This is a genomic window from Nocardia sp. CA-135398 (assembly GCF_050955845.1).
Classification (GTDB): Bacteria; Actinomycetota; Actinomycetes; order Mycobacteriales; family Mycobacteriaceae; genus Nocardia.
On sequence record NZ_CP192084.1, the window covers coordinates 4,650,043 to 4,667,724 of the forward strand.

At 62.0% G+C, this 17,682-nt stretch carries 12 protein-coding genes and 3 pseudogenes; 10 read left to right on the forward strand and 5 right to left on the reverse strand.

Translation table 11 applies throughout. The annotated features are described in order from the left end of the window. Positions 1-471: 471 nt before the first annotated feature. Both ACQP1T_RS20440 and ACQP1T_RS20445 read left to right on the forward strand, forming a co-directional pair. A complete protein-coding gene (locus ACQP1T_RS20440) occupies positions 472-864 on the forward strand; it encodes a pentapeptide repeat-containing protein (protein ID WP_433762276.1) in 393 nt (130 codons plus the stop codon). A 1,043-nt stretch (positions 865-1,907) separates the two neighbouring features. After that, complete coding sequence (locus ACQP1T_RS20445; RefSeq protein ID WP_433754650.1) at positions 1,908-2,426, forward strand: hypothetical protein; 519 nt, start codon at positions 1,908-1,910, stop codon at positions 2,424-2,426. 732 nt (positions 2,427-3,158) lie between these two features. Here the strand turns inward: ACQP1T_RS20445 and ACQP1T_RS20450 are convergent. Next, positions 3,159-5,576: a hypothetical protein gene (locus ACQP1T_RS20450; RefSeq protein ID WP_433754651.1), complete on the reverse strand. Its 2,418-nt coding sequence runs from the start codon at positions 5,574-5,576 to the stop codon at positions 3,159-3,161. Between the two features lie 113 nt (positions 5,577-5,689). Beyond that, positions 5,690-5,913, reverse strand: a pseudogene (locus ACQP1T_RS20455) (Gfo/Idh/MocA family protein); the annotation flags it as partial. Between the two features lie 752 nt (positions 5,914-6,665). Here ACQP1T_RS20455 and ACQP1T_RS20460 point away from each other — a divergent pair. Continuing rightward, on the forward strand, positions 6,666-7,565 hold the full coding sequence (locus ACQP1T_RS20460; RefSeq protein ID WP_433754653.1) for a hypothetical protein: 900 nt from the start codon (positions 6,666-6,668) through the stop codon (positions 7,563-7,565). A 556-nt stretch (positions 7,566-8,121) separates the two neighbouring features. Next, positions 8,122-8,463 (forward strand): hypothetical protein, encoded by a 342-nt coding sequence (locus ACQP1T_RS20465; protein WP_433754654.1) that lies wholly within the window; start codon positions 8,122-8,124, stop codon positions 8,461-8,463. Between the two features lie 66 nt (positions 8,464-8,529). On the opposite strand, the gene ACQP1T_RS20470 is transcribed toward ACQP1T_RS20465, so the two are convergent. Continuing rightward, positions 8,530-9,084, reverse strand: a complete 555-nt coding sequence (locus tag ACQP1T_RS20470; RefSeq protein ID WP_433754655.1) for an MmpS family transport accessory protein — start codon at positions 9,082-9,084, stop codon at positions 8,530-8,532. 417 nt (positions 9,085-9,501) lie between these two features. On the opposite strand from ACQP1T_RS20470, the gene ACQP1T_RS20475 reads away from it, so the two are divergent. The 5 genes and pseudogenes from ACQP1T_RS20475 to ACQP1T_RS20495 form a co-directional block, all read left to right on the forward strand. Next, positions 9,502-9,741, forward strand: a complete 240-nt coding sequence (locus ACQP1T_RS20475) for a helix-turn-helix domain-containing protein (RefSeq protein ID WP_433762277.1) — start codon at positions 9,502-9,504, stop codon at positions 9,739-9,741. 633 nt (positions 9,742-10,374) lie between these two features. Continuing rightward, positions 10,375-11,358, forward strand: a complete 984-nt coding sequence (locus ACQP1T_RS20480; protein WP_433754656.1) for an ETEC_3214 domain-containing protein — start codon at positions 10,375-10,377, stop codon at positions 11,356-11,358. Positions 11,359-11,734: 376 nt separating this feature from the next. After that, entirely contained in the window at positions 11,735-12,331 is a 597-nt protein-coding gene (locus ACQP1T_RS20485; RefSeq protein ID WP_433754657.1) for a hypothetical protein, read from the forward strand. After that, positions 12,328-14,301: a helicase associated domain-containing protein gene (locus ACQP1T_RS20490; RefSeq protein ID WP_433754658.1), complete on the forward strand. Its 1,974-nt coding sequence runs from the start codon at positions 12,328-12,330 to the stop codon at positions 14,299-14,301. Before ACQP1T_RS20485 ends, ACQP1T_RS20490 begins: the two co-directional genes overlap by 4 nt. A 92-nt stretch (positions 14,302-14,393) precedes the next feature. Beyond that, positions 14,394-15,133: pseudogene (locus tag ACQP1T_RS20495) on the forward strand (IS701 family transposase); the annotation flags it as partial. A gap of 27 nt (positions 15,134-15,160) precedes the next feature. Here ACQP1T_RS20495 and ACQP1T_RS20500 read toward each other — a convergent pair. Both ACQP1T_RS20500 and ACQP1T_RS20505 read right to left on the reverse strand, forming a co-directional pair. Next, positions 15,161-15,566: pseudogene (locus ACQP1T_RS20500) on the reverse strand (transposase); the annotation flags it as partial. 203 nt (positions 15,567-15,769) lie between these two features. Then, the gene (locus ACQP1T_RS20505; RefSeq protein ID WP_433754659.1) at positions 15,770-17,284 is read right to left on the reverse strand and encodes a hypothetical protein; all 1,515 of its coding nucleotides are present in this window, start codon (positions 17,282-17,284) and stop codon (positions 15,770-15,772) included. A 42-nt stretch (positions 17,285-17,326) separates the two neighbouring features. Here ACQP1T_RS20505 and ACQP1T_RS20510 point away from each other — a divergent pair, with 42 nt between their 5' ends. Next, positions 17,327-17,521 (forward strand): hypothetical protein, encoded by a 195-nt coding sequence (locus ACQP1T_RS20510; RefSeq protein WP_433754660.1) that lies wholly within the window; start codon positions 17,327-17,329, stop codon positions 17,519-17,521. Positions 17,522-17,682 lie beyond the last annotated feature (161 nt).

A 17,682-nucleotide genomic window follows, 5' to 3' on the forward strand; every position in this document is an offset into this window, starting at 1 on the left:
GCCGCCGGACCTTCGACACGGAGACACAGACTTTCGCGGGTCACAAGTTTGACTCGCCCTACTCCCAGCCGCGCTCGCAAGGTCGGCGAAAACATCAAGAAGGGGGTGACATGGGACGGATGGCTGAAAGTCGGCGCGATAGCTACGGCTACAGGTGTCCTTGTCGGACTTATCTTTACCGCAAGAACATTGGATGCCGCCAACAATCAGCGCAGGATATCGGAAAGGACGGAGCTTTCGAACCGATTCACAGCTGCGATCACTCAAATAGGCTCGCCAAATCTAGATGTGCGACTCGGCGGCATCTACTCTCTAGAAAGGATTTCCAGTGACTCAATCAGCGATCGCCGAAACATTATCGAAATTCTCGCCGCGTTCGTGCGATTACATGCGCAACCGAACGCTTCCCCGTGCGGCTTCGACGCAAGCGCGAAGCTAGCCCTCGACGTTCAGTCAGCCCTAACAGTGATTATGCGTCGCGATTTTGACGTCCCACCTTCGGTCGACCTCACTGACACGTGCCTAGCCGGGGCGAATTTGCGAGGAGCGAACCTTCGGAATGTTAATTTCTATAGATCAAACTTGAGCCACACCATATTCGACGGTGCTCATACTGATGGAGGACCAGTAAACTTTGAGAGTGTCTCAATTGGTTATGCCAACTTTGCGGACGCCGACCTGCGTGGCGCAGTATTTCGCAACGCTAATGTCATACTATCGAAGATCATCAAAACTGACTTGAGTGGCGTGATTTTTGAACACAGCAAGGTTGTGGGTGTAATCCTCTCATTGTCGAATGTGAGGGGGTCACTATATATCATTGCGACCTCCGCGGGTCCCACTTTGGCCCAGTACCGTCCATAGCTGACGGGCCGGTAGAGAACTTGACTGAAGCGAAGTTGGATTTTATCCCAGTGTCACCGCGTGCGCTACGTCGGCAAAGCCGTCCCCGCGAGGAAGGACAGCGCCAGATCGAACATGGGAACGCGGACGGCCCGCGGTTATTGCCGCATGAGCTCGACGAAGTTGTTACTGCGCTTACTCACCTGCTGTGCAGTCTCTGTCCTGGCGCCCTCGACGCCATGGTGTCCTCCTATGTCCCAACCCTGCGCGTGATCGCAGGCCCTGTCCGGACAGCCGAAAGTCTCCTCGTCCGCGCGACCAGGCCCGAAGCCGGGCAACCCAGCTGAGGTTAACTGCCGGGTCTCATCCGGGCTGGCGCCGAGCAGTTGGGCGACCAGCTGCAGAACCGGTCGCCGTGCGGCGGATCTGACCAGTACCGACGTCGCGTCTCATGTCGTTGAACTACTGGAGGCCAACCTCGACACCAGCTTGGCACCGAAGACGATCTGGCAGCGAAACTTTCGCGGATCGTTCTGGGCAAGGTGCGCCTCTACACTCTCGACGTCCGGAATTCCGACCGGACTTGGGAATCACACGTTCTGTCACCGGCGTCGCGCCGATCCCTGCCACCATCGCCAACCGCAGAAAGAGCAGCGACAGCGCTACATCGCACCACCTGTGAACTACGTGCGGCGCACCCGGCCAGACCCGACCTCTGGGCAGCACTCATCCACAGCGGCCCATAACAGCACGCCTACCCCGCACATGCTGCGCCACATTCGTTACGACGATGGTCGGCGTGTCAACCTGCGCGATGTTCAGATTGCCGCTCGTCATGCCGACCCTCGCACGACCATGCGCTGTGACCGTATTGAACCAATCTCGATCGGCATTCGAACTACATACTCGCTGCCTAGATGACCTCGGGCGCATCGCAACTCAACGCGCGCACATGCGGATTTAGTGCCGCTGGTTTGAGCTCAGAGGCACACGCCCCAAGCATGCACCGCTATACTTTTCAAATAAAAGACTGATACTTCGTTGATAGTTGATAATATAGTCTTATGCCTGAGATCGAAGATGCCGTCGTCGTGTTCACCGGCAAGAGTGCCGAGAAGATCCTCCATGAGGGCGGCTCCCAGGCATGGAAGCTAGACGCTGCCCGGGCCAAGAAGTGCGAATGGCTCGTCTGCACTCAGAACGCCCATAACTTCGAACCCTTTGCCGACGGCAATGAACCCCATGGGAGCGCCTTCCTTATCGGCCGGATTTCTCGTATCAGCCCGTCCACGAAGCCGGATGAGATTCCGGGACGTTGGAAGATTCAGTTCAGCGAGTATGCCCGTGTCAGCGTTCCCGAGGTGTGGGCTGGCGATCGGAACCCTGTCCGCTACACCCAATTGGCTGCTTTGGGTATCAGCCTCGACGGCCTGGAGTTCCAGAAGGCCGAACGTGACGCCAATGCGATGGTTGAAGCCTCTCCTACGGTGCCGGTCGGACTGACGATTGCCCAGGCAAAGGCCGGGCTGGCGCTCAACTACGGTGTCGGGGTCGATTCCATCGAAATCGTCATCCGCGGATAGCTGTTGAACATAGTGGCCGCGTTTCGAAGAGCGCTGACACCGGGTTAGTTTCGGCCTCGAAATATTGATCCGAGCAGTCTGCCACGCGATTCGCCTGCACTTGGAACGTCCGCTCGGCTGCTGACTCACCGAGGTGGGGCCAGGGGTTCATGTCGGTAGGGGGTATCGACCAGTACGCCAACCTCCTGCAACACCGAAAACTGCTGGTCATCGGCAAATAGCGGTGGCGTGACGATTCTGGTCCGGCCGCGCGGACTTGATCATTCATCTGTTCGGAGCCGTCATGGCCGACGTGGAGATCGATGCCAGGATGACGGGGAAAAACCGCGGCAACCTGCGGAAATACTTGAGCGCCGACAGGCGGGCAAGAAACTCGGTGAGCAACCGGGCGCGTGCGTCGGTCCCGCCGGTTCGGCGAGGCCGACCCGCAACATGGGCCGCAGCGTACCGGTACTGGAGGCACCCTCAGCAAAGCTTTTGTCCGCCGCATGCACGGCAGCTGTGGGCGCGGCCATATCTTCGCCGTCTCCGTTACCGGGTGTCAAGGTCCGCGGTAAGGTCGAAGACTGCGGAGACGGATCCTATGAGGTGCCGGTCACCTGGGACGAGTCCGTCGCACTGGCCCCCTGTGCAGCAGCCCGAACGAGATCCGTTGATCATCCAGGCGCAAGACGCGTAAAAAGCGCGACGAGGTCTTGGCGTTCCTTCGGTACGGCTGTTTCATGAACCGCATCAATCGCCAGGATCCACCAACTGGTTGTCGAGGGCCTCAATGACCTCCCGGTATTCGGGCCGGTCGGCGAATCCGGAATGCGCGCAGATCGCTGGCTTTTGGTCGCGAGGGCCAGGATCGAGCGTTTCTGCATCTGGGATGCGATAGTCCACGAGCCGTAGTGCATCTGCCAACTCGTCGTTGGTGTTGTTGAAGATCCACCCACCGATGGGGTCGCTGAAAACCCACATGTTGATCCAGCGGGGTTGCACGGTGCGCAGCCGGGTCATCGCCCCCAGGCCGAAGTAGGCCGGGAAGTTTCGGGCGTAGAGCCGCCGCAACGGCGACCCGAAGGTCAGCAGCGCAGTCCGCTGCCGGACCTCGTCGGACAGTTGCAGCATGGTTGCCGCGCCGATGATGGTGCCCTGACTGTGGGTGGCGGCGATGACCCGCTGCTTGTCTGTGGCCGCCATGTGCTGGCACAGCTGCAGACGAAGCTCGGGGACTGCTCGCTCCGCGTAACAGGGCGGCGTCAACGGGTGGTTGGCGCGCGGCCAGAATGTGGCCACGTCCCAAATGATTCCGACGGTCCGACGCGTTTTCCGGCTGCGGTATGCCATCACTGCCACTCCGACAAGTCCCGCAGCGATGCCCGAGAAGAGCAAGACGGCGACAGTCGTGCCAGGCAGCCTCCGCTGCAGCGCGGCCTCACCGTCGACGCAAAACATGACCAACACGGCGGCGAACGCCAGAAGCGCAAGTCCGGTCATCACCGCGAGTATCGCGGGCAGCAGGTCGGCCAGAGACGCTATTGCTCGCGCCTTCGCGATCGCTCCCGCATCTTTCTGACGGCATTTCGCCTTTTCGGGCTCAGCAGGTGGAAGGTTGTAATCGTTCGATACCACTTTCAGTGCAGCCGCCGTTCGGGACCGCCGGATCACCCACACGACGGGAATCACGATGAAGAGCAACACCAAGAGGAGGCCGAAAAAGACACTGGCTGCCCAGATGTAGGCGGGAGGAATGATCAGAGCTGCATCGGCCGAGGTGGCGTCCACTTGCTCCTGGAACCCTACCGGGGAAGGCCATTCCGAATGCGAAAGCCCGTCGCACACCGTTGGCGGGTTCGTTTTCCCGGCCACGAGGGCCTCGACGATTTGCGTCTCGCACAGAGCCAGTTCGGTGGAGGAGACAGGGTTGCCGAGGAACTGGGCAAGGACCAATCCGACGCCGGCACTGAATCCGCCCCCGACGAGCCACGCGATGGCGGCAACAAAAAATGATGTGAACCCCCTCAGGGTGGGCCGAAACCCTTTGACAGTGGTCTCTGACGCGTCGGTTGGAGCCGCCGGGGCCGGTGCGGGCCACCCCCGCGACACCGCGGTTGAGATAAACAACAAGGCGATGAACGCTGCCTGAACGAGCAGCAGCAGATAGATGGCGCTGTACAGATAGGGAAACGACCTAGGCTGTGCGACATCGTATTTGACCTTCGCGCGACCGACGGCGACGAGCGCGGCCGCGAGGGAGGCGACCGACAGCCATTGCAGCCCTCTGAGAATGACCCCTACTTCGGGGGGTGCGCCTTTGCCGCCCCGACCCGTGACGTATGAGCTGCACACCGCCCCCGCGGCTGGGACGAATATCGCCGCGTTGAGTACGAGCAAGCACGTCAGAGGAGGGCCCCCGTCGGCGTCGACTTGCGGTCTGGCCCCCAATAGGACCACGCATGCCAGACCGGACAGCCACACCGTGACGTGGCACCGCCGCAAGCGGGCTACCGACGCATCCGGCTCCCAGAAGAGGTGATCCTCGAGGGGGACAGCGTCGCTGGGAACCTCGGCTGCAGGCGGAGGGTTGCCGCCGGCTGCAGGATTGCCTCTACCGAACCACAGCAGCAGGCCCACCAACGCCGCGACAGGCAGTGACGTCCAGAACAAGCGCATGCCCACTGACCGATCGACAAGAAAACGCAGCGGGCCGAGGCGCGCGCCGCAGTGCGGCATCGCCGCGCACTGCCAGCCCACCAGGTCGACTGCTAGAAGGACGGACGCGAGCATCAGCGTGAGCGTGAGCGTTAGCCCGATCAATCGCAGAAGACGCACGGACGTTCTGGTGGCAGTCGTGGCCGTCCAAGAACCCGCCTTGGCAGGCGGCACCATCCAGTGAGCCAAGTTGATCAGGATGAAAGGCAGAAACAACAGCCAAAGCCCTCGACTAGCCTTCCCTGACGTGAGTGCGCCCCACGAATACGCCTCTACGTTGCGGCGCGGGTCGATCGCCGCGTCAGTGGCGGAGTTGTCTCGTCGCCGATAGGTGCCTGCCGAGGAGTCGCCGCTGATCTGGTCGATGAGTTCGGTCGGGTAATGCAGCATCGCTTCGGGCGGAGTTCCCGAGACACCGTGGACACGGAGTTGGACTACCGATTCGATCGTCATCGTTGACCCACTCCCGTGTCAGGTTTGCTGCAACTCCTTCTAGTGTGTGTATGTTTGCGCGCGATCTCCGTCGGAACACGCGTAGTGCACTACCTGATGTTGGAACGACAGCGCTAGCGCGCCAGCATGCCCGCCGCGCGGTACGCGGCGTCGACGTAGGCCATGTTCCCGACTGCATCGGCGGTGTCCAGCGGCAGCGGCGCGCCGTGCTGCACGTGTGCGGCGAATGCTTCGTATACGACGGGCGGGTGCCCAGCCTCTCGCCGACGGTGCCGTCTGCCGTGTTGATGGTTACCCGGTCGTCGTCGTGCGGCTTGATGAAGTTGTGCGCCAAGGCGTTTCCTTCGGCAGCATCGAGGGCTGCCCGCCTCGTCGATTGTTTCCCGGAACGCGTACCAGCATCACTGAGCGCTTGTATTCGCAGTGCACGCAGCCGCGGCCCATCACCTGCGTATGCATGCCGGAGAGTCCACATCGGTCGACTACCTCCGTCCCGTGTAGATGGCGCGCTTTGCGTTTTATCGCCGAGCGTGAGCACGGGTTGCCGAAAGCCCATGCACGTGGGCGCGTGCGACCGATGGAACCTGGCTGGGTCTGTGCTGTTTCGCTATCCGCACAGGCAACAAGCGGGGCCGTGTCGAGACCAGGCAGTGGTGCCCGGCATGAGCCATATCTTTGAAGCGTGACTAGCTGGCGCCGAAGCCGTCACGACTGACAGAGCATCCTTCGAAATAAACCATTCTGGCCGGCTTCCGTATGGTTCCTGGCTGTTGGGCAACTGATGGCTGGATGGGTCCTTGCAAAATCCTGGTCGTCGATGGGCATACGTGAATCGAATCCTGCAATACCGCGAAAAGTTCGCAACGGCAACCCTTTTCGGAACCCTGCACAATCGAAAGGAGATGCGCCACCGGCAGAGACTAGCTGTCGAGGTGATGGATGCGTGCGCCAGGGACACGCCGGTCGTAGACCGGGTCTGCTGGAGCGTCCGCGCATGATGGAGTCGCGAAACGCGGCGGCCGGGTGCGCGGACTGCGACCATAGTGGGGTCACATGCGGAAATGCTGCCGAGGGATCGTGGGGGTACCGATGTTGGAGACGAGCGCGACTGTTACCGGGACGTGGGCCGATGATGCCGAACCAGTGGACTACCGATGGCTCACTATCGTGACCGACGCGGCCGGTCATCAACGGCCGACTTTGCGCGGCCAGGGCCGGTTCGACACCGAGGACTCCTACACCGCGCGCGTGCACGAAAGCCACACCGGCCTGGCTGCGGCGGTGTTCGCAGAGGTGTGCGGCGAGATGGTCGAATACCACCGAGACGCGGTGCTCGATGCCCGCCTGGACGGCCAACCCGACCCGATTCCGCCCATCATGGTCACCACCACAGTCCACGACGCCCACGACACTGCGGTTGCGATCCTGACCGGTCGTCTGCATCATCGGCCGGTCACCGAGGACGAGGTCGCCGACGCCGCGGTCACGTTGGGCCAGACCGCTGTCGCCGACGCGCGCCAGCGCATCGACCACCTTCGCGACCCGCGCGACATCAGCCACCATGACCTGCTCCCGCCAGTTCTTGACCTCGATGCCGAGCCGCGCCTTGACGCTGGCACCCGCGACACCGTCCGGGCCGGTGCGGCCGTCAACAACGAGCGGCGACAAAGGCTGCGGGCGCTGCGGGCCGCCGCCGCAGAACTGCGGGCCGAGGTACACAACCCCGAGTACTGTCGGCAACAACTCGCCACCATGCAAGACGCTTTCGCCACCGCCCCCACCGAGACCCCAACCTCGATTACACCGCCCGGCGACCCGGATCAAGCCGCTGTCGTCCCGATCGATTGGCAGGCCCGCGTGGACCGCTGGCAGCGGCTGCTGGAGATCTCCACCGAGGCCTACCTCGACGCCGCCAGACTCGATACCGCCGCCGAACAGCTGCGCCGCGGACGCAAACATCCCGAATGTGCCGATGGGCGCCAGGAGTAGCAGGCGATGCCGACGTGAACACCACAAGGGTGCAGGGCCGCCAGCAGCGACCAGCTCGCGATGACACTGGTGTCGCCGTGGGCGGGGATCAGCCAGGGGTGGCGAGGGCAGGGTGTTCGTCGGCTCGGGTGGCGTGAGCACGCACGAGGTGCCCCAGAGTCCCGTGCATCGACCTCGCCGCAGCCAGATCACGGTGTAGTTTGCTGTCGAGGCCCTCGAACTGCCCCTTTGTTCGAGGGCCTTCGCCATTCGCTGGTGCTGGCGGGCTGGTCGTGGTGTACTTCGTCGGCGTGCGCTGCCACAGCGGATGTCGAAAGCTCGCAACGTCAAGGGAATTCGCGAATAGTACGTTACGGGTTTGATGTCAAGCCACGACGGCTGGCCAGCAACCATGCCGGACATGAGCGATCGGACAAGAGTGCAGTTTTGCCATCCCATGGGCGTCGACCCTGCAGTTAGCCCTGTCGTAGGTTCGTGCCCTGGGCAGGGCACGCAAAACACGGGCAACTGAAAACGCCTGGTCATTGTGGGTACGTATCCCGTCTGAGGGATCGCGATGCCCTGCGGGCGTTGGTCAACCATCGGCCAGCAGGTATCCGCGCTCGACATTTCCGCTGACAGGTGGTTTACCGCGACGACCGCTCTTCTGCACTACGTTCTCGGTGCCGCCAGCCAGAACGCCGCAAACCACGAACGCGCCCAAGCCCTCGGTCCCGAGCCCGATCCCAGCGCCTACCTCAAATCCGTGGCCCAGTCATGGCGTGGGCTCAGCCGCGAGGAGTTCCCCATCATCCGCGCCTTGGCAGACCGAGGGCTCGATCACGACAATCGCCTGCAGTTCATGGACGGCATCGACCTCATCGTCGCGGGGATCACGGCCCGCCCGCCAACCCCATAGCAGGCTCGGAACCAAACGTAGGGTCCGACCGTGGCTATGCGAAATCCACGCCCGACCCCGCCGCGACTACTTGCCTGCTTCTCCGCTGCACGAAGCGATGGCGAAGGGGCCAGTTGATGTTTGTTCCGCGATGACCTTCCCGCCCTCGGTGATCCTGCACGTGATCTTGGTCGCTCCTTCATCTGCCTGCGCGCTCAGAGACACTGCTTTCACGAAGCCAGTGACGGTGACGTCCCTCGACCACGGCAGCGGCTGCTCGTTCGCCTGTGCTATTTGACCAGCATCGCCGCCACTGCTGTAGGTGATGTTGCCCGCGATGGGTCCATCGCTGGTCACCTCGTACTTGACGGTGACCTCTTTGGTGCTTTCTTTGTCGATGTCAGTCGCGATGTTGGCCAGGAACGCGAGGCACCCGCCGATGGACAAGACGAAGACCAAGACGAGGCCACCGAGAATCCACGGCCACTTCTTCTTCTTGGCAGGCTGCTGGCAATACGCTGGCGGGGGAACCGCGCCCTGGTACGGCTGTTGGTAGCCGCCTGGCGGTTGGCCCTGCGGATGTCGCTGTGGTGGCTGTTGACCGGGATCCTGCGGCGGATTCGGCGGCTGCTGGTTTGACATCGTTTGCCCCCTGGAGTCCGTGGTGAGCGCCCGAGTGACTGCGATGCGATCCGGGTCGGGCCGAAGCAGGCGGTCTGATGCCGGAGTTGGGTGGAACGCGCTGGTCGCTTGCCTGATTGGCATCAGTCGTCCTCTACGACCTCCAAATCCGATCATGATCCGATTCGAAAAGGCGGGCAAGGGGAGCGACGGAATCGTTACGCCAGTCGGCTCACGGCTCCGACATGGGACGCCAAAAGGAACGGCAGGGGAACGCCGATTGGACCCTGCCTGACCTGCAACAATATGGGGCCCTCGATGGCACCGTGGCGGCTCGCGGTCGCGCAGTGATGGAGACCGTAGGCGATTGATCCATCCGCCGGGCAGTTCTCAGGATTACGCAGTATTAAGGAGGTTGCCGTGGGACGGCGCCCGAAGATGCTTGACCCCGGTCTACCCCTTCATGCCTTTGCCGCCGAACTGAGGTCCCTACGCGATTCGGCGGGACAAGCTGGCACCGTCACCGAAACATGCGCACGAGCGGGGATCTCGCGAACGACGTACTACGCGTGGCTGGAGGGTCGGCAGCGCCTGCCTCGCTCGTGGATACCCGGTAGAACAAGAAGCGACAATCAGAGGCACGCTCGCCAGTTTTCTTACGTCGAAGGCACAGGCTGAAAATCCAATAATCAGCCTCAAATATCTCAGTAGATCATGGTGACGACCGCGCCTATGAGCCATTAACCGAAACTTTTCGTGTGTCTTCCGGGATCGCCGGTCCCTTATTTTGTCGATTCGCCGAAACCCCAGGCTTCGAGCCCGGCCATCGCAGGTCACACCCGCGGTGAACACCGTTCGCGACCAGCTCATCCAGGGCGCAGCCGATATCACCATTAGGGGAGCATTCCGAGTTCCCAGTCTGATGGCCATGGTTTGCTCAGCTCCAGTTGCTCAACGGATTTCCGTTGGTAGTCCTGGTGCGGACCGTCTGGACTCCACCCCCGAGATAGAGACGCAAGTCGCCGACACCGGGCTCGATGTCGAACGGTATGTTGCCCAGTGAGGCTGGGCCTGTCGTGGGGTCGAGTCGATCCGCGAACTCGCGGCCGACTGTGCACCAGTTGCGTAGATTTGCCGCCGAGTGCGGATCGTTCACTTGGTCTGCAGCAGCGGCGGTGTCGTCGAGAATAGTGCCGCGCTCACCTGTCACAGGAATCCGACGAAAGCGAAGCCGGTGACGCGCGACGCGGTCTAAACTCTAATGTCGCCGGAGATCCAGCCAATCTTCATCGACTCGGAAACGGGGAAAGGATGGGTAAACCGAACTCAATCTCGCCAAAAACCGGAGCGAGAGAGAAGGCGGCGCAGTTTGCTAAGCAGACAAAAAAGCTCGCCAAGCGGATTTGGAGCCCATTTCAATCAATACTCAAATCCATACTCATGACCTCAGCGCTAATTGCCGCAATAACTTTAATACTCCAGTTCACCCCGGGTGTTTGGCGCAATATCAATTGGCGTCCCGTCGAATACTCCATTTTGAACGAGCTGCATGCTGGCTACGATATCGAGTACTTCGAATCGAAGCTCGGCAAGCCAACGATAACCGATATGAGGCATCAAGACGCACCCGACTGGCGTCAGCTTACATTCGTCCGCCGTGAATACTTCGTCAACGTCATCGTTAGTGAGAGCGGTCGAGTTGAAGCATATTCAGTCGTGACGTGCAACCTCAGCTTCAGGCCGACCTTTAATGCCCCAGACAGGTCGCAGGTAACCCTGAATTCCGCGCCACTCGCGCATTCCCAAAAGTCCACATCATACAACAAAGTCCGCCTGCCCCATGGGGAGATTCGTCAAATAACAAGTGAAGAAATCAATAACGCCCGATATCTGTCGTACTGGCCAGGACGAACCGTCAGTAGTCCTGACTCGTATCTTGAAGCGGACCCGAGCAATGGCGCGAATTCCATGGGTGGTCGGGGGACTTATGTCGGCATATCTTCTGCATGCATAGCCACCTGGAAATATCCTGATATATTTCGCTCGGGAGAATACAAAGGCTGGATAGCTGGGGCGCCACCGGGTGTAGTCAGGGTTCGGGAAAATGTTGCAGCGAACCTATACTGCGAAACCGCGCCGTACTCTCCTCTTTTCTTGGTCGACAATGGCCAGTTCACGTTCGTCCAAAACCGTGACCGGAAATCGGCATCACCAACCTTCGATGTAGGACCATATTGGGGGGAACTGCATGCCTCGCTTCGAAACAGTAACGGGACGCGAGTCTTCAACCAGTGAAGCAGACGGAAACGCTAATGCGTTAAGACCGTCCTACCTTCTGAAGTGGTTGGCGAGAGCTCCTCGTAGGGTTCAGCTGACCCTGGGCGCCGGATGTGGCTGTAGGACCGTTGCCGTTCGTGGCTGGAGACACTTGGCCCTCCGGCGCCCCTGACGACTCGGCTGCTAATTGGGATGTGCGAGCGAATCGCTGTGTAGGACAACGTCGGCGAGGTCGTCTGTGGGAAACCGGTTACGTGCGACGGACTTCGGGAGCAGCATGGGCAGGATTTGGGCGGGGATCGACGCCGGGAAGACACCGTTGCCGGACCCGAGCAAGTAACGGACCCAATGGTCTCCACGCGCAGAGCTCGATCTTGGCGTAATCTCGCGATCCATGCATGGGGAGACCGCGCACGCCAAGGGGGCGGACGGCACGGCGTTGGCGAAGAAGTGGCTTGAGCACACGACTCGCGCGCAGGTGTGGTGGGAACAGCCCAATCCCAATGATGTCCGCAAGTTGACATTCGCGCGGCCGGGCGGGTCGTTCTCCTTCGACATGGGCGGGATCCTCTCCGGCGGCGAGTTCCACAACCAGTTCTTCCATGCCGAGGTCAAGCATTACAAGGACGCCAGCAATCAACGCAAGATGTATCGGGAGTACCTGGCCAAATGCTTCCGTGCCTACAGCCTGAGCCCGCAGCGCTGTGACCAGTTCATGTGGATCACCTGGTCGGCGTTCTGTACCACCGAATGGTCCAAACTCGACAGTCCGGAAATGGTGGCCGACTCCGTAGTCGAACACTGGTACTACAACTACACCAGCCTTGACGAAGCAGCCTGTGCGCCACCGGATCCCGCGACGTTGGCCGAGGTTGCCGACCGGTTGTGGATTCTGGTGCTCTCGCGCAAGCAGATCGACCACCTTACGATGACGCGTGAACATCTCGGTGTCATCGCCCGCTACAAGGTTGGGGCGGAGGTCTCGCGATGAACGCCGGAATCGCGGAAAAGTTGGCGGACGCGTTCGGGATCGACGACGGCGTGGCATCGGTGCGCAGAGTCAAAGACCTCGTCCGCGAAACACTGTGCACTGCCGACCCCGCGGCACGTGTGGTGGTCACCGAGTACTTTAACCATACCTACATCCCGGACCTGGTAGTGGAATGGCCGACTGCGGGCGCGCAGGCGCATCGAGAGATCTATCTGCGCTCGACCCAGGACCCGGGACGACTCGTAGTCGATGTGCGAGACCACGCCGACGCGAGCCCGGTGTTCGTGCACCTGTCGGCACTGCACCCGGACCCCGACCAAATCATCACTGCCACCGGTGAGTTGACCGCATTGGCGACCGCCGCGCGCTCAGCGCAGTCGCTGGTGACCGACGCCGTCTCCTTCGAAGAGCTGACCACCCATTCTCGGGCGCCGGGGGCGGCGTTGTTCCCGTCGTCGGTGTTGCGGGGTGGGCGCGGTCTGCTCGAGCCCGACGACGCCCGCCACACCGCACGGTTGGTCAGTGACGGGTTCGCCGGTGCGATGGTCTCGGACCCGGAATCGACGGCCGCGGCGTTGGCCACGATCGAGGATCTGCTCACCGGGACGCAGGCCGCGGAGGTGTCGGCGGTGCTCGAGACCCTATGGATCGCCGGCGGTGGTGCACCGCAGCTGTTCCCGCGCCGCCTGGGCGACGGTGGGGCAAGTCTGTCGCCGGATCGGCTGAAGCTGCTCATCGAGCAGATACCGGGAGACTTCACCGAGTTCTGGCATCGCGTCGGCACCAATGTCGGGATCGAGACCTTCGCCGGACTGACTCTGCGGGGCACCCAGCCCGCCCTGCAGCAGATCATGCATACCGCGCTGCCGAACCTGGCGGTGCGTACCTGCCGTATCGTGCACAGCGACCGACATGCCCGTACACCGGTGCGGTGGCAGGTCGGCGACGGGCAGCTCTACCTGTCCGGCACCGACCGTGAGGCCTGGCTCGGGCAGAAAAACGATGATCTTCCCCGCGCGGACGAGACCGCGTCGACGGCGCGGCCCTCACCGCAACAGCTGCTCGACCGTTTCGAGCGCGCGCGGTTGCCGATCGTGTCGGTGCAGATGATGCGTGCGGGGCGGGCGCTGTCATTGGCCGACGGCCACACCGACATCCGCGCGGAAATCGTGCCGCTTGCAGCGACACTCGGCGAGGGCTACGTTGTCAACCGTGCGGGCACGCTGCTCGAAGACACCAAACCGGTGACGGCCGACTTCGTCACCGGCACTGTCTTCGGTGGGTCAGTGGCCCGCCTGTCTGCCTCAGCGTTGCTGCATGCGGCTTGGTCAGTCCTGACCGACCTCGAGGAGGCCTACCGCGCGCAGATTGACGCCGCTATCGGGCGGCCGAGCCCGGTGAGCTGGCTCGCGGTGGATACCTCGTTTCTGCTCGATCCCGTGCCGGTCGTTCTGCTTGACGATGACCTGCTCTCGGACTGGGACACAGCGCTTTTCACCCATGACCAGCAGTCGCTGATTCGTCGCACACGTCGGTGGGTGTCGGCGACACCGCTGGACGCCGAGGAATTGGCGCGGGTGGGCGCGGTGCTGGAACAGCTCGGCGAGCTCGGCAAGGCCGAGACCTGGTACTGGCGCGCCGCGGGCGCGGGCAGCCGCACCGGCCGCGACGCCGCGCGGCGACTGCTGCAGCGCTGGAGGCGTATCGACCGAGTCGGCGAGGCGTTCGGGACCGGGCAGATCGCGCCAGCGTGGGCCGAAGCGTACGCGGCGCTGCTGAATTTCATGGCGCGGGAAGGACATTCGCGGGTTCCGCGTGAGCATCGGGAGAACGCGGTGAAACTGGGCGAGTGGGTCCATCAGCAACGACGATTTCGAGATCTGCTGACCGCGGAGCTGAAGACCCAGCTTGAAGCGGTACCAGGATGGACCTGGGAGACGAACACTCGTGACGGCGATGACCACAGCTGATCGACGCTGCGCCGCCGAGTAATGTCACGAAAAGAGGAGTCGGTTAGTACTCCAACGACACCTATGCGAGTTGGTGCTGGTAGATCTGGTGTGTGGTGTTGGATCGTGTTGTGGCGGAGTTGGATTCGTTGATGTTGCGGGTTGGGGGACCGGTTCGCGCGTTCGGAACCGCGGGCTCGGGTGCGTGAATATGTATCGCGGCTGTTGGTGGGTTTGGAACGTAAGAACGGGTGGACACTGGCCGAGCGTGCTGGTGAGGCGGGCCGGAGGGGATACAGCGGCTGCTGGGTCAGGCGGACTGGGACGTCGACGGGGTCCGCGATGATGTGCGCGCATATGTGGTCGCCCACCTGGGCGATCCCGACACGGTGGTGGCCGCCGATGAGACCGGTTTCCTGAAGAAGGGCGTGAAATCGGCCGGGGCGCAACGCCAGTATTCGGGAACCGCGGGACGGGCGGAAAACTGCCAGATCGGCGTGTTTCTGGCGTATGCATCCCGGCGCGGGCATGCGCTGCTCGCCCGGGAGCTGTATGTTCCTCAGTCCTGGACCGATGACCGGGACCGCTGCCGGGCGGCGGGCCCCGATGAGGTGGCCTTTGCCACCAAACCCCCGGCAGGTGATAGCCCTGCTGGAGCGGGTCCTGGCCGCGGAAGTGCCGTTAGTGGTTCACCGCCGACGAAGCCTACAGCCAAGCCGGTTACCTGCGTGACTGGCTGACCGAACGCGATGTGTTCTACGTGATGGCCACCCGCTGCGACCAGCGGGTGAGCACTCGCGCGGACAGCACCGAATGCGCCGATGTGCTGATCGCGGAACTACCCGCATCCAAGTAGTCGGTCATTTCCGCGACCATCAATGTCCGTGATCGCCGAAACCGTGTCCTTCGAGATCGACGCACCATAGATCTCGGCGAAATGCGCCGAAATCTCACCGGTGGTCAGGCCTTTCGCGGTCAGCGACAACACGATCTCATCGCCCCCCGGTCAGGCGCCGCTGACGCTTCTTCACGATCTGCGGCTCGAACGACGATGCCGTGTCACGCGGCACATCGATCTCGACCGGACCAATCTCTGTGATCACCGTCTTCGAACGAGTTCCGTTGCGGGAGTTACCCGTTCCCCGCCCAGCCGGATCGTGCTTCTCATAGCCGACGTGCTCGGTCATCTCCGCTTCCAGAGCGGTTTCGAGCACGGTCTTGGTCAGCTGGTTGAGCAGCCCACACGGCCCGACCTCCTTGGCCCGGGCCAGCAGCTGCTCGGGCAGCTTCTTCGTCTCCGCCGCATCCTTCTTCGCCACGGCGGTCAGTGTCCGACATGAGTCGGTCCTTCCTGCCGAACGATCAGCTTCGGCTCATCGGACCGAGATCAGATCCGCCGAAGCTCCGACACTCCCATTCCCCGATTCGACCTGGCGCGCATCCGTCGGGGTCGTCGAGGTCGGCCGCCCTGCGCAAGCCTATGAGGGAATTACCGCAAGGATGTACCGCGCCTTTCCCATGCTCTGTTCATCAGTCCCTCAATCACAGCGTCTGCTTGGTTGTCGTCCATGTCGATGACTTTGCGGTAAGCCTTTCCCAGGGGGCTTCCGAAGCTGTCTGCCCACGCGGCGCATTCTCGGCTGACGATGAAGATCGATGCCCGTATAGCGTGGCTTCGTCCTGTAAAGTTGGCGTGCTCGTTGGTGTCCGCGTTGTGCTGGAGGATGACCAGTGCGTCGCGAGCGAGAGCCCAGTCCGCGGTGGTCGCACCGTGGGCGAACTCTCCGAGGGCTCGGTTGAACAGATTCAGCCGTCGCCATCCGGCGGCTTCGATCCAGTCGCGGGGAGTGGAGTTCTGGCTGGTTTCGATCTTTGCTGCGCGGTTGGGTTTCACGCGCCATGCGCGTGTACGGGCGATTTGTTCGACCACAACTCGTAGGCAGCCCATCGCACGGGAGTCGTCCTCGAGCCAGAGCCAGACTGCCGAGCGCAGTGCTGAGCTACAGACGGCCAGTGCGTCGGCCACCGGCTTGCGGCCGGGATCGTTCCGCAGCCAAGAAGCCAGCATGGCGGCCATCTCACCGGCGAGGTCTGCGTTGATCATCGTGTCCTGAATCGTGTGGCCAGGGTTCTCGCCCATCACTTTTCGGTCCTGATCGGAGGCCGTCACCGCCATGACCATTGCTCGGAATCGGTGGTGGCCGAAGCTGTAGAGGGGCCATCCTTCACGTGGGGGTTCGGGTTCATGGTCAGCATGGAGCGCGGCTGAGACCATGTGGAAGTAGCCCTGCATACCGTTGATGAAGTCCTGAACGACAGGAATGTCGAAGTGGCCCGGCGTCATCGGCCATACCCAGGGTCCCAGGTTGGGCACCCAACTCTGGGCAGGTGCTACAAGTCGAACGCCAGCTACAGCTTCCGCGTACTCAGGGGCACCCTGATCCTCCACAGCAGTGGCCAGGCACAGTCGCAAGTGACCGAGGCTCAAGACGAGCGCCTCGCAGGTTTTCTCCATCAATTTGACGTGATCGCTGGTGGGAGCGTCGGCGATTTCGACGGCGTCGAGCCATACCAATGGCATCAGCGGGCCGCGGGCATGCATGAGCTCGCTCAGCTCGGCGAACAAGTCTCCGATCTGCCGCTTGTGTTTCGGTAACCAGACGCCGCAGTGGTTCCAGAGGCGATTCATCCACGTTGCGGTGTCTTCGCCTGGTTCTTGGTTGAGATCGGTGTTGAATGCCATATTGGCCGACCAGCGTTCGAGCTGGGTTCGTGCGATGATCGCGGCGCCGATCGGTTGCAGACCGAGCAGGAGGCGGACTGCTGCGCTGACGCTGTCCAGCCCCCAGGCCAGATGATCCGCCCACGTCGGACCTGCAATGATCGTCGGGCGCAGTTCGTGGGCGCCGAGTTGTTCGGCGACGAAGCCCAACGCCATGGAGCTAGACAACACCGGCAAGACGATTTGCTGTGTCATCACACCCACCGCGACGATGCGCTCCATCCGTTGGTTGTGCCGTGAGAGCAGAGCTTCGGCGATACCATCATGACCGCGCTCGTGGAATTCGCGCTCGAACCCTTCGACCGTCGGTGGAACACCACGGCCTCGTTGTTCGGCCTGATTTCCAATCTCGCGGTTGGCTCGCCTGGCTGCGTGTCGGTCTGCTCGTCGACCAACCGTAGGGTCGGCGTCCCGGCTTGCCATTCCGCGATCTCCTTCATGCATCGTGGCTACGACTGAATCCCTGTGGTAACTACGGTAATCAGCAGATCAAATCGATTTCGCTGCCTTCAACAGGACTGACAGGCATGATGTGAACATGCCGTTCTATGGGCGCAGTCCGTTCAGCGTGGAGCACGTGTGCGAGGACTGCGGGAAGGTGACGGCCGCGAGCCGGAAGA